At 37.9% G+C, this 13,397-nt stretch carries 13 protein-coding genes; 9 read left to right on the top strand and 4 right to left on the bottom strand.

Features of this window, described 5'->3' with window-relative positions:
• Together ASE55_RS20705 and ASE55_RS18695 are read right to left on the bottom strand one after the other, a co-directional pair.
• Nucleotides 1-306, bottom strand: a 306-nt coding sequence (locus ASE55_RS20705; RefSeq protein ID WP_238585083.1) for a hypothetical protein, incomplete at its 3' end; no start/stop codon positions are given.
• A complete protein-coding gene (locus tag ASE55_RS18695) occupies nt 307-564 on the bottom strand; it encodes a hypothetical protein (protein ID WP_056223284.1) in 258 nt (85 codons plus the stop codon).
• 611 nt (nt 565-1,175) lie between these two features.
• Here ASE55_RS18695 and ASE55_RS18690 point away from each other — a divergent pair.
• Together ASE55_RS18690 and ASE55_RS18685 are read left to right on the top strand one after the other, a co-directional pair.
• A complete protein-coding gene (locus ASE55_RS18690; RefSeq protein WP_056223283.1) occupies nt 1,176-1,874 on the top strand; it encodes a DUF1826 domain-containing protein in 699 nt (232 codons plus the stop codon).
• A 1,526-nt stretch (nt 1,875-3,400) separates the two neighbouring features.
• Nucleotides 3,401-4,978, top strand: a complete 1,578-nt coding sequence (locus ASE55_RS18685; protein WP_056223281.1) for a Na+/H+ antiporter — start codon at nt 3,401-3,403, stop codon at nt 4,976-4,978.
• A 1,093-nt stretch (nt 4,979-6,071) separates the two neighbouring features.
• On the opposite strand, the gene ASE55_RS18680 is transcribed toward ASE55_RS18685, so the two are convergent.
• Entirely contained in the window at nt 6,072-6,659 is a 588-nt protein-coding gene (locus ASE55_RS18680; RefSeq protein ID WP_128414624.1) for a hypothetical protein, read from the bottom strand.
• Between the two features lie 698 nt (nt 6,660-7,357).
• Here ASE55_RS18680 and ASE55_RS18675 point away from each other — a divergent pair.
• From ASE55_RS18675 to ASE55_RS18645, 7 genes are all read left to right on the top strand, one after another.
• On the top strand, nt 7,358-7,651 hold the full coding sequence (locus ASE55_RS18675; protein ID WP_056223278.1) for a helix-turn-helix domain-containing protein: 294 nt from the start codon (nt 7,358-7,360) through the stop codon (nt 7,649-7,651).
• Nucleotides 7,652-7,739: 88 nt separating this feature from the next.
• A complete protein-coding gene (locus tag ASE55_RS18670) occupies nt 7,740-8,723 on the top strand; it encodes a DGQHR domain-containing protein (RefSeq protein ID WP_056223276.1) in 984 nt (327 codons plus the stop codon).
• A 5-nt stretch (nt 8,724-8,728) separates the two neighbouring features.
• On the top strand, nt 8,729-9,646 hold the full coding sequence (locus tag ASE55_RS18665) for a hypothetical protein (RefSeq protein ID WP_056223274.1): 918 nt from the start codon (nt 8,729-8,731) through the stop codon (nt 9,644-9,646).
• An 89-nt stretch (nt 9,647-9,735) separates the two neighbouring features.
• On the top strand, nt 9,736-10,485 hold the full coding sequence (locus ASE55_RS18660) for a helix-turn-helix domain-containing protein (protein ID WP_056223272.1): 750 nt from the start codon (nt 9,736-9,738) through the stop codon (nt 10,483-10,485).
• Between the two features lie 23 nt (nt 10,486-10,508).
• On the top strand, nt 10,509-11,675 hold the full coding sequence (locus ASE55_RS18655; protein ID WP_056223270.1) for an FAD-dependent oxidoreductase: 1,167 nt from the start codon (nt 10,509-10,511) through the stop codon (nt 11,673-11,675).
• 122 nt (nt 11,676-11,797) lie between these two features.
• Nucleotides 11,798-12,187, top strand: coding sequence for a VOC family protein (locus tag ASE55_RS18650; protein WP_056223268.1), 390 nt, complete (start codon nt 11,798-11,800; stop codon nt 12,185-12,187).
• Nucleotides 12,188-12,298: 111 nt separating this feature from the next.
• Complete coding sequence (locus ASE55_RS18645; protein WP_056223265.1) at nt 12,299-12,751, top strand: nuclear transport factor 2 family protein; 453 nt, start codon at nt 12,299-12,301, stop codon at nt 12,749-12,751.
• A 77-nt stretch (nt 12,752-12,828) separates the two neighbouring features.
• Here ASE55_RS18645 and ASE55_RS18640 read toward each other — a convergent pair whose 3' ends face one another.
• Complete coding sequence (locus ASE55_RS18640; RefSeq protein WP_128414623.1) at nt 12,829-13,251, bottom strand: hypothetical protein; 423 nt, start codon at nt 13,249-13,251, stop codon at nt 12,829-12,831.
• Nucleotides 13,252-13,397 lie beyond the last annotated feature (146 nt).

Below are 13,397 nucleotides of genomic sequence, written 5' to 3'. Positions count from 1 at the left end.
ATAAGAATAATACTTTTTATTATATTCAGAATATTCATTAAAATCGTTAAATCCTTCTTTATGTAAATAATATGCTAAAATAAGGCCTACAATTATGAAGATAAAAATATATGATTTTCCCGGAAGAAATGTATAATTATTATCATATAGTTGGCGGATTAAAGTGTATGCACTAGTAATCATAAAGAAAAATATCACTAAAAAAACTGCAAATGTAGAAAATTTAGTTATAGCCTTTCCTCCTTTCTCTGATTTATCATAGTATATATAAATATGATAAAATAATAACCTTAAAAATCTAACCATTTAAAATGCTGCTTTATCATTAATATAATAATGTTCATAAACTGCCACTGTACCAAAATAAACTAATGATGCAGCAGCTCCCCAGGGTCCCAAAAAGCCCACTACTCCCATTACTCCATCAGCAATAGCTCTGGTATCAGAAATATTTCCTTGAGACCATTGATAGCCAGTATTTACTAAACCCACAACTGCTACTGCTTTTCCTAATACATTAAGACCTTTTGACGCAACTCCTAAAGCTCTAGCAGAAACAGGCAATCTCGTACTAATTGTTTCTGCAAAAATACGGCTTTTTGTTATACTTGAAGGAGCATTCCATTTTTCTAATCCCCAACCAGCTAATCGTGACGAGCCTGAACTTCACCTATTGGGCCTACAACCATTCCTGCTTTTCCTAAGAACCCGCCAGGGATTCCTTTTGTGATTCTTGCCATATTGTTATGTTTTTGTGGGTTAACGGAACGAAGGTACCACAGGATTCCCTGTTTTCAAATACCCGGGAAAGCTGTGTCTGCTATTGTCCGGTTTTGGCAGGTTTTGGCAGGGTTCCTTCCCCTTTTCTTCGGTACTTCTTCGGTAGTCCTTCGGTACTTGTTCGGAAAAAAGATGTTTTTTCCGAACAAGTACCGAACAAACATCGGACAACACCCAAAGAAAAAGGATTCAATTTTTAGTTTTTGAACAGGACATATTATAAAATGTTACAGGAGTTATATTTACAGTATTCGGAAAGGATATACCATCATGAGGAGAAAATACAAATCGCGTAGTGTTATATTTATAATGTTTTGTTTCAATCTCACGCGTTCTTTTCTGCTTATTAATTATGTTTGCATAACATTGATAAATGAACAGATCCAATCAACCATATGAACCATCCACTTTCTGACCATCCTCAAACCGCAACAGTTTCCACATTTTCAGAACTTGTCAGTACCCCTTTTCAGGGAATGGTGAATGCATTATGCTGGAAACGTGAGTTGAAAGGAGATTTTAAAGAAATTGTGGATAAGCTTCCGTTAAAGCAGAATATTACGGAAATTTCCATTCAGGACCTTTCTGCTCTGGAGCTTTCAGAATCCGGATGTACCGCAAGGGAAATAATCCTGATTGACATCCAGTTACTAACAGATTTCGGAGCATCGCCATCTCTTAATCTGCTCAGGTGTTATGAACGTGATGAAGAGCTTGGTTTCATTTCCACCGATGTCTATTCTTACCATGTTGACCGCTCGCCCATCGGGACCGATACTTTTTTGTGTACCTATCACGGCGCTGCCAGTGATATCCTCCCCAATGACCAGGCTACACAGAAAATCATGGTTCCCGAAATCCGGGAAAAGCTCAGGGAACTGCACAACGGTCCGGAAGCAGAATTTGAAACCTTTCTAAAAGATTATTATTTCGATCTGCACTACCAACCAAAACCTGATGCTCAGCCTGTCAATTTAGGAACCGGCCATCTCTGGAGGCTGGCTGTGGATCATCCTGAACAGCAGGTTCTGCCATGTATTCACCGGGCGCCGGTTGAGAATGAAGGGGAATATCGGTTGTTGTTGATTTGTTAGTGAATATTTTTTTGATGCTGGATTAGTTATAAGCCTATATCATCGTTCATTTCTAATAAAGCGGATGTATTATCCAAGCGCTTTATCAGCGGCTTTGCCGCCATCCTTTGCTCACTTAAAATCTAAAATTATCCACTAATAAAACTTTGCGTTAAAAAAATTAAACGCAAAGTTTATTTTTCTGTATGTTTATTCCGTTCATTTTGCCTTGATGCAAAACGAACCAAAAGATCAAGACCTGGATTCTTCCGCTAAAAATAAATCCTGTTCACTAAAAATTCTAAACTTGTGCGAAATCATTTTTTGGTGAACAAACACTGGTTTCCTCGCACTTCGGACAGAAGAATTTTCTTAACGCTTCAGACTCCTATGTCGTTTTTACTGGCAGTCGGTGTTGTAGTTTTGGTGTTTCTTACCTTTTCTAACGTGTAAAATATTTTAGCATTTTTAACTTTTGCGAACCTATCTCATCCGTTCATTTCTGATGAAGCGAACGTATCAGCCAGGCGCTTTATAAGCGGCTTTGTCGCTATCCTTTGCTTTCTTAAAATCTGAAAGTATGATGAATAAAACTTTGCGTTTAATTATTTTTTAACGCAAAGATTATCTTTCTATGTGTTTATTCATTTTGCCTTGATGCAAAACGAACCAAAAGATCAAGACCCGGATTCTTCCGCTAAAAATAAATCCTGTTCACTAAAAATTCTAAACTTGTGCGAAATCATTTTTTGGTGAACAAACACTGTTTCCTCGCACTTCGGACAGTAGAATTTTCTTAACGTTCACAGGCTTCATTTTCTTAACGCTTCAGACTCCTATGTCGTTTTTACTGGCAGTCGGTGTTGTAATTTAGTTTTTTTATATAATCTGTTATCAATCGAAATAATAAAAATCAAAGATTTTTAAAAACTTAAGTGTTCTTCTTATTTCAAAGCGGTTATCTTACCTGTTCTAAAGTGTAAGATATTTTAGCATTTTCGATTTATAAGTCTATTTCTTCGTTCATTTTGCCTTGATGCAAAACGAACCAAAAGATCAAGANTTATCTTACCTGTTCTAAAGTGTAAGATATTTTAGCATTTTCGATTTATAAGTCTATTTCTTCGTTCATTTTGCCTTGATGCAAAACGAACCAAAAGATCAAGACTTAAAACTTTTACACTACAAATTGAGGCCGTGCTGAAAAGTTTAAAACTTGCGCAGGTTGGATATTTGCTTTTCAGTTCAATGCTGCAGCCGCGCTTTAAACATAAAACTTTTCTCTGTGGCCTATCCTTTTCAATTTGCTTAACGCTAAAAGTTTAAGGTCAGGGGTGTTCATTAACCAAAGTCGTTAGTTTAAATAACGCTTCAGACTCTTATGTCGCCTTTACTGGCAGTCGGTGTTGTAATTTTAGGCTTTTTATGTACCGATATGAAGCCTGTTATTTATCTGCATATTCATTCAATCGTCTATTTTGCTTCTGTTATGTTTATTCTGCAGTTTCTGAAAATTTAGTATATATTTAGATACCCAAACTGTATACATGTTAGAAAATTTCGAATTTTATCTTTTTCTGGTGCTCCTCATCACCATGCTCATCATGCTGGCAAAAAAAATTCAGGTTGCCTATCCTGTTCTGCTGGTATTGGCCGGACTGTTAATAAGTTTTATTCCCGGAGTGCCACGCATTAAAATTGAACCCGAGCTCATATTTATTATTTTTTTACCGCCCCTGCTGTATGAAGCAGCCTGGTTAACCTCATGGAAAGAACTTTGGCGGTGGCGCCGGATCATCTTCAGTTTTGCTTTCGTTGTGGTATTTTTTACCGCCCTGTCGGTTGCCGTTTTCGCTAATTATTTTATCCCCGGATTTTCTTTAGCCCTGGGTTTTTTACTGGGCGGAATTGTTTCTCCACCTGATGCCGTAAGCGCAGGAGCCATTTTGAAATTCGTAAAAGTTCCGAAAAGTCTGGCTTCCATTCTTGAAGGTGAAAGTCTGCTGAACGACGCTTCTTCCCTGATCATTTTCCGGTTTGCCATGATTGCCGCAGCCACCGGACAGTTTATATGGCACGAAGCAGCGGGAAGTTTTGTATGGATGTGCATTGGCGGCACAGGCATCGGATTGATCATCGCCTATATTTTCATGAAAATGCATAAACTTTTACCCACCGATTCAAATACCGATATTTTACTTACTTTTATCGCGCCCTTCTCCATGTATCTGGCTGCAGAACAGCTTCACGCTTCCGGCGTTCTGGCGGTGGTAAGCGGCGGGTTATTCCTTTCCTACCGCAGTCATGATTTCCTGAGCAGTGCCTCCAGGATACGGACGGTAACCGTCTGGGAAAGCTTTTGTTTTTTACTCAACGGCATTGTGTTTATGCTGATCGGTTTAGACCTGCCCGAAATTATTTCCGGCTTAGGGGACACTGATATTTATACAGCCATCGGCTATGGATTTGCAGTTACCGCAGTTCTGATCATCGTAAGGGTTCTCGCGGGCTATGCAGCGGTTATCACCACTTTAATTATGAAAAACTTCATCACGGTGGCAGATGAAGGGTCTCCCGGCTGGCACGCTCCTATGATTATTGGCTGGACCGGAATGAGAGGTGTGGTTTCTCTGGCCGCCGCCCTTTCAATTCCTCTTACGTTACATGACGGAACACCTTTCCCCCAAAGGAACCTGATTCTCTTCATCACCTTCGTCGTGATTCTTTTAACCTTGCTTGTGCAGGGCCTTACGCTTCCTTTTTTATTAAAGAAATTCCCGCCCGTAGACCGTGATTTCGTAAGAAGCGAAAAGGAAATAGATTATGAAATCCAGACCAGCCTCGCGCAGGTAGCAGTTGATAAAATCCGCAGTGATTATGCCCATAAAATAGAAAGTTTCCCGGCCTTGAAAGACCAGCTGCAGAAATATGAAAACCAGTTGAGCAGCTCCGAAATCATTATTAATTACGCTCAGTACCGGAATATTTATATCGACATTATCGAAACCCAAAGAAGCTGGCTGATCCAGAAAAACCGCGAAGAACTTTTACTGGATGAAGAGATCATCAGGAAGCATCTCCGTTTGCTTGATCTTCAGGAGGAACGGCTGAATATGAGAAGCTAGGACTTTACATTTTTGTAATCTGCATTATTTGTGAGGGATTGAAGTTCTGTGAAATCGATGAAGCGAATGTATTAACCGTGCGCTTTATCAGCGGCTTTGCTGCTATCCCTTGCTTCCTTAAAATCTGAAAGTATCATGAATAAAACTTTGCGTTTATTTTTTTAACGCAAAGTTTATTTTTCTGTGTGTTTATTTCGTTCATTTTGCCTTGATGCAAAACGAACCAAAAGATCAAGACCTGGATTCTTCCGCTAAAAATAAATCCTGTTCACTAAAAATTCTAAAACTTGCGTGATAACGAGATTATTCTTCGGTTCAAAACTTGCCTCACGCTTCGGACAGTAGAATTTTCTTAACGCTCACAGGCTTTATTTTCTTAACGCTTCAGACTCCTATGTCGTTTTTTACTGGCAGTCGGTGTTGTATTTTTAGTTTTTTTATATAATCTGTTATCAATCGAAATAATAAAAATCAAAGATTTTTAAAAACTTAAGTGTTCTTCTTATTTCAAAGTGATTATCTTACCTGTTCTAAAGTGTAAGATATTTTAGCATTTTCGATTTATAAGTCTATTTCTTCGTTCATTTTGCCTTGATGCAAAACGAACCAAAAGATCAAGANTACCTGTTCTAAAGTGTAAGATATTTTAGCATTTTCGATTTATAAGTCTATTTCTTCGTTCATTTTGCCTTGATGCAAAACGAACCAAAAGATCAAGACCTGGATTCTTCCGCTAAAAACAAATCCTGTTCACTAAAAATTCTAAACTTGTGCGAAATCATTTTTTGGTGAATACACACTGGTTTCCTCGCACTTCGGACAGTAGAATTTTCTTAACGTTCACAGGCTTTATTTTCTTAACGCTTCAGACTCCTATGTCGTTTTTACTGGCAGTCGGTGATGTAATTTTGGTGTTTCTTATCTAAAGTTTATTTTGAGTATCTAATATCATCTGATGAAACGGTCGTATCAGCCAGGCGCTTTATCAGCGGCTTTGCCGCTATCCTTTGCTCACTTAAAATTTTAAAGTATCATGAATAAAACTTTGCGTTTAATTTTTTTAACGCAAAGTTTATTTTTTTGTATGTTTTATTTAAGAGGGAGCAAAGAGTGAATCAGGAGGCTGATTTGATGAAGCGACTACCGGAACTTCGTTTTTTTTACGTTTTCTCCTTTCCAGGATCAGTTGCGCAGCATCCAGCATTTTGTTCAGGTGGATGAACGGCGTGACGATATTGCCTTCCGGGACATTGTTAAAAGAGCCGAGAGAGAAATATACGATCTCCGCCAGGAAATGATCAAAATCCCTGATTTTGAATTCACTGAACGCTTTCTGAAATACCAGAAACGGATCTTTGTATTCTTCTTTTGAAAGCGAACCCAGCAGCAGATGTGGCACCTGTTCTGCCGGAGCATGGATTGCCCATTTTTTTGATTTGAACTGCAGACAATAGCCGGCCCGGACAAATGAACGGAGCGACAGGTATAAATGAAAGATCACGGAGGGATTGTCTTTCATCAGGACTTTCGGGTTTTGGGCGTATTCCATCATTTCATACAGCCTGTTTTTGGCGGCTGCCGGATCATGGAACTGGAAAAAGGTTTCCATCAGGCTGAGTGCGGAATGTTTCCTGCGGTCCGTCCAGCATCCGGATTCAAAATCTATGTTTTTCTTTTTCATGGCAAGATGTTTTTTTGTATTGAGGGCCTGCCGGTTTTGCGGTTCCGGTTGGGCAGGCTGCAAGCGGGCGGCCGTCCCGGGACGGCTGCGCCTGCAGTGGTCTTCATCATTTGTGTGTTTTATGGCATATTTCTCCCCTGCTCTTTCTGCGTAAAATTGGTTTTTGCAGAAAGGGCTTTTAGGATCAGTGGTTCAGCCTGTTTATTGTAACGGCCGAGCCTGTCTCTTTGTTGATTAAGCCTGTCGAAGCTCCGCAATAGGTTGTACACCCTATTGTATCGTGTCTTTTCATCGTGCGCCTGTCATTGTGGGCGCAGCGAGGAATCTCTTTGGCAAAGCAAAAGCAATGGGCTTCTGTCAGTGCCTATCGTTTAAAAGCAGGCTTAGATTATTATGTAGAAACAGCAGACAGCATGAAAATAAAACGGCATGGACTCTACATTATCCGTAATAGAGGTACTGGTATACCTTGAGACAGATGAGAGAGCCCACGCCTAGGTCGTGAGCTTCTGCTTATCTTCTTGTCTCTTAAAAATTACCAGTTTTCTATTACAAGATTCTAAGCAATAGCTTCTATTTTTCGTTGAAGTATCGCAAAGTTACAATTTGCTGTAACTTATATTGCAAATATAATAAATTAAAGCATACAACACATATATGTGTTTAATTATTTCGGTTTTATTTTCAAATTTTACATAATGCAGCAAAGAAAATTTGAAAATATTCTACAACAAATAGGAATTGTAATATTATTGTATAGGCTACGGAATAATTTTTCTCAATTTTCTCTTGGTGTAGAAGTACAATTGTCGACAAATCAAATTGGAAGGATCGAGAGAGGTGAAACAAATCCCACAGTATTAACATTAACGAAATTAGCAAGTGCTCTTAATGTAGATATTTTAGAATTTTTTGTCAAACGAAGTAAATCCGATATGGACATGATTATAATTGAAATAAAAGAATTACAAGAGAAAATATCTAAAAAATAGTTATTGTAATTGTTCAAATTTAACTTTAAAGTAATTATACCTTTATAAGAGGTACATTTAAGAATTATTAATATAATAAGTAGAGAATATGGCAACATACAATGCAATTAAAGTAACACAAAATGATAAAGAATTTTTTATAACTTCGTTAAAAACATCATTACTTAGAAATTTAGCATTTGTTTTAAGCAGAGAAGAAGATCAGTTAAAAGGATTTCAAAGAGTTTTAAATCAAAATAGAGCAAAAGATATTGCAAAATACCTTGATGAATCAAAAGGTATTATTCCTTCACCTTTAATCCTAAGTGCACAACCTAATGCAGAATTTAAATATGATAACAGAAATTCAAAAATAACCTTTAGTAATAATAAATTTTCTTTTCTCGTTTTAGATGGACAACACAGATTGTATGGTATGATTTTATCTGAAAATGATTATGAAGTTCCAGTTGTTATTTTTAATGATTTAAAAACTGCCGATGAAGTAAATCTATTTATAGATATTAACACAAATCAAAAAGGAGTTCCTTCAACACTATTAATAGATATTAAAAATCTTACAGGTAGAGAAACTAAAAAGGATGAAAAACAAAGAGAACTTTTTAATCTATTAAATACTAATAGCAATATGAAAGGCCTGCTTTCAGCTACTAAAAGTCAATTAGGAAAAATCTCAAAAACGACTTTCAATCAGGCAACAAATCAAATTTTTGAAACAGGCTATTTTGCAAATGAAAGTGTAAATGTCACTTATAAAGCTGTAAAAAATTATCTCGAAGCAGCTGAAATAATTTTAGCTTCAACAAATTCAGAAAAAGCAAAATTGACTAAATCTATGCTTTTTAGAGCAATATTTGAAATTTTCAATGATGTTGTTGAAATAACATTAAAAAAATACCAAAATTTAAAAATAGAATCATTATTAGAGACTCTATCACCAATAGGATCATTAAATTATGATAATTATGTAGGATCATCGAATTCTGTTATGAATAAAATAGTACTTGATATGAAAAAATCATTTTTTAAACATTCAAGCTCTAATTTAGAAATTGATTCAGATATTTTTTAAATTATATGTTTGGTTTAAATTATCATTATATTAGAAATGATTATGCTTTAAATTTACTTGATGTTAAGCTAACCTTAAGAGATTATAAGCATATTAAGTTCAAAACATCAGTGCTTGAAAATATAATAAGCGCGAGCGAAATTAATGGTAAATATTTTGAAATCGATGTTCCTCGCCAAATATTTTATAAAGCAATTAATGTTGAATTTGAGTTATATCATTTAAGATCAAAAATTCAATTAAACGATTTTTATCTATCTAAAGATATTAGTGAAAGTTGGAAGTTTACAACCTTTTACTATTTCCTTTTTTTTAGTAATGTAGCGTTACATCGGCTACTAAACCGTGGTTATTTATATTTAGATCAATCTTCAGCTACTAATTTTAGTTCTACCTTAAATGTATTTTTACCATACGTTACTAAATTGGGTAGTGGTAATTGGTCCTTTAAAAAAATCTCTGAAACTACTTCAACAGTAAAAATTGAGTTAAAACAAGTTGGAAGTAATTTACATCAGTTAGTTTGGCAAGATCTTATTCTAACTTTAAAACATTTTACAACAAAAGCATCAACAAAACCAGGTGATCCTGAAAAGTCAATTTTAGATAGTATTTATAATAATGTTAAAGGAAGGCAAGGCTTTAGTCCATCTGAAACTAGAAACTATTTAAATTATATGTCGGAAGTCGCTCTGGAGGAGATTGATAACAAAATACTTTGTCCACAAAATAAAATTGATAATTTTATAAAAAATTTATCATCATTTAATTATGTTGATAATTTATCTTCAAAAATTAATTTATCTATTATAGTTGGTCAATATTTATTTATTATAAATAAAAAAATAATAGATGACATTCAGGCAAGGGATAAAAATCAGTTTAGATTATTGAATAAAGATAAAAAAAACTACATAAGCTAAATTGTAACCAATAAAGTAGAATCTTATTCTGTGGAGAGTTAGAGGAAATTGTAGAGATTAAATTTTACTCCCGCAAACACTTTTCAGACATGTCAAACCCTTTAGATTTCAAACTCATCCAGCCTGATGAATCGATACAGGATTTTGTCTATTGTTTTTCGTCGCTGCGGAACTTTTCCAACCGGCACCAGGCCGTGGTGGTCCCCAACGGAAGGATTGACCTGATTTTTTCAAAAACCCAGGACCGCAAAATACAGGTGGCCCTGCTGGGACTGGAAACCCAGCCTAAATATCCGGATCAGGAAGTCTCGGATTTCTGTTCGGTCAGTTTCAATCCGGTGGCTATAGAATATATTTTCGGCTTTCCGGTGGCGGATCTCCTCAACAGTGGGAAACGGATGCCGGATGATTTCTGGGGGTTCAGGATTGAAGACCTGGATGATTTCGATGTATTTTGTGAGAAGATGACCGGGAAAATCAGTTCTCTTATGCCTGAAAAAGTGGATGAGCGCAAACGGAAATTGTTTGAACTGGTGTTTGCTTCGGACGGCGAGATTTCCGTTGCCGAACTCTCGGAAAAGATTTCGTGGAGCCCGCGACAGATCAACCGGTATTTTAACCATCAGTTCGGGCTTCCGCTGAAGGCCTACTGCAAGATCCTGCGCTTTCAGGCTTCCCTTTCCCATATCAAAGACGGAACCCTGTATCCGCAGCTTAATTTTACCGACCAGTCCCATTTCATCAAAGAGGTGAAGCAGCTGTCAGGGGTTTCACCGAAAGAACTGCATCAGAATAAAAATGACCGTTTTTTACAATTTTTAGTCTACGCCCGGAAGTAATTTTGCAGTCTAAATCTAAAGATATGGGATTACAGAATAAGAAAGTGGCCATCATAGGCGGCGGCCCCGGCGGGCTGACTTTGGCCAGGCTTCTCCAACTGAAGGGCGTTGATGTTACAGTATATGAACGGGATGCAGACCGGAGTGCACGGGTACAGGGTTCGCCGCTTGACCTGCACGAACATTCCGGACTGGCCGCAATACGGAAAGCAGGATTGCTGGACGTGTTTAAAAAGAATTATATGCAGGGAGCCGACAAAACAACGATTACCGATGAAAAAGGCAACGTGGTTTTCAGCGACCATGATCCTGACCAAACGAAAGAAGAAGATTTCGGGCACGAATATTTCCGTCCTGAAATAGACCGCGGCGTTTTACGGAATATTTTACTGGATTCCCTGCAGCCTGAAAATATCATCTGGGACCGCCATTTCCTGTCCATGGAAAAACAGAACAACGGCTGGCGGTTACATTTTAAAAACGGATCTGAAGCGTATGCGGATCTGGTCGTCGGGGCAGACGGCGCCAACTCGAAAATCAGGCCCTATATCACCGGGATTACTGCGTTTTATTCAGGCATTACGATGCTTGAGGGCAATATCTACAACGCTGAGCAAAAGGTTCCCGGAATTACCGGGCTTCTCCGGGGCGGTAAATTAATGGCTTTCGGCAACGGAAAGAATATCCTGATGGGACAGAAAGCGAACGGCGAAATCGGGTTTTATGCGAGTTTCAGAACAGAAGAAGGCTGGATTGCCGGAAGCGGACTGGATTTCTATGACAACTTACAGATATTGGAATGGTTTAAAAAAGAATACGCAGAATGGAGCGATCTCTGGGATCCGCTGTTTGAAAATACGTCGGCTCCTTTTATTCCGAGGCCGATCTACTGTATGCCTTTGGACCAGGACTGGGAGACGCTTCCAAACGTTACCCTCATTGGTGACGCTGCCCATGTAATGCCGCCGTTTGCAGGTGAAGGTGTCAACATGGCGATGCTTGATGCCCTGGAACTGAGCGAAATCCTGACCGGTACTGATCACGCTTCTATGCATGATGCCCTGGTATCGTATGAAACGGCTATGCGGAAAAGAGCTTCTGTTATCGCACAGGAATCACTGGAAAACGGGGAAAGGATGCATCACGCAGATGCGCTGGCAACAATGACGGAGTTTTTTGGCGGGCGGTGAAACGGAAAAATAAAAACTTAAATATTTGTTTTCTTAATTTTGCCTATTGTTATAAAGTTCATGATATTCCGTAAACAAATGACTTTACAAAAAACTGATTAAAATACATACATACTATCCGCATGAAAATAGAGCATATTGCAATCTGGGTAAAGGATCTGGAAAAAACCAGGAATTTCTATGAACGGTATTTCGGGGCTGTTTCCAACGAAAAATACCATAATCCGGCTAAACATTTTGAATCTTACTTTTTAAGTTTTGACAACGGCTGCCGTCTGGAAATCATGAACCGTCCGGATATCGGGGAAAGCAACAGTTCGTATGATGATCAGAAATCCGGCATTATCCATCTTGCATTTTCCACGGGAAGCAAAGAAAAAGTTGATGAACTGACGGAACGTTTAAGAAAAGACGGCTACCGGATTGCCGGAGAACCGCGCACCACCGGCGACGGATATTACGAAAGCGTCATCCTGGATCCGGAAAACAATATTATTGAGATTACAGAATAGCTGAATGTAAAAGTTAAGGGAAGTTTTATTACATTTACTGTAGCTCAAGGCATTGGGTTAAGCCTCAACAGAAACATAAAAGACAATTTAAAACACAGAAATATTCAGTCTATGAAAAAACGATTTATTGTATTACCTGCCGTTTTCATGATGCTGTCCTGCAATAACCCAAAAGCGCCGGCAAAGGAAACATCAGCCAATGAAAAACTGGTTGAAACCTATTTCAAACATTTCAACAACCATGAATGGAAAAAGCTTGCCCAGATGTATACCGAAACGTCACAGTTTAAGGATCCTTCATTGGGGCCGGGGCTTATCACGCAGACCAGGCAGCAGACCATTAATAAATATTCAGAACTCAACAAAGTCTTTCCGGATCTTCACGATAAAATTATGCAGGTATATCCTTCCGGAGAAAAACACATTATCGTTGAATTTGTTTCAAGCGGTACCGCAGCAGACAGTTCAAAATTTGAATTGCCCATCTGCGCTGTTTTTACCATTGAAAACGGACTGATAACCAAAGACTTTTCATATTTTGATAACTTTGAAGAAAAGCAGTAGTTAAACAGGAACTTTAGAAAGGTGGGTGAAAAATTTTGAGGTAAGAAAGATTATAATCTGAACTGTTAACCGTTCAATCAGCCTTCATTAACTGCCCTGAATTTACGCCGGTTCCATTGCCTTCTGAAAGCTTTTCCGTCTTCAAATCTGTAGAAAAATGTTTCTTTTTCTTTTTCATTAGGCCGGATCAGTGTAAAGCACTCCCCTTCCGGAAGCTCGATAATCTCGTGGACGGTGCCGGCCGGAACGAAATGGGAAGTCCCTTCTTTCCTGTGGTGTTCTGAGGTATGATAGGTGCCGTCTTCATGGATTTCATAAATCCTTTCCACATAACTGCCTTTTAAAATATGCGTTGTGAAACTGAAGGGATGATCATGGATATGTTCATTCTGGTCTTTTGCGCTGAAGTGGTGAATGACTGCATCGAAAGGCAAACCCTTCAAATGATGCTTGGTAAACACCGCATTCATTTTTTCACGCCTGGTCTTTATACTAATCATGTCTTTGTAATTTATAATATGCTATTCTGAACGATGAATACAGTTTGATCTGTTCCGGGTTCAGAAGTTGGGAACGAGGATAAAATAACAGATATTTCCCTTCCCGGCTGTTATATTTTTATAAAATTAATAAAAAATAAAGAATT

This window comes from Chryseobacterium sp. Leaf201, from assembly GCF_001421435.1.
Taxonomy (GTDB): domain Bacteria; phylum Bacteroidota; class Bacteroidia; order Flavobacteriales; family Weeksellaceae; genus Chryseobacterium.
Note: the sequence above shows the minus strand (reverse complement) of the source record. Positions and strands in the feature narration are given on the sequence as shown.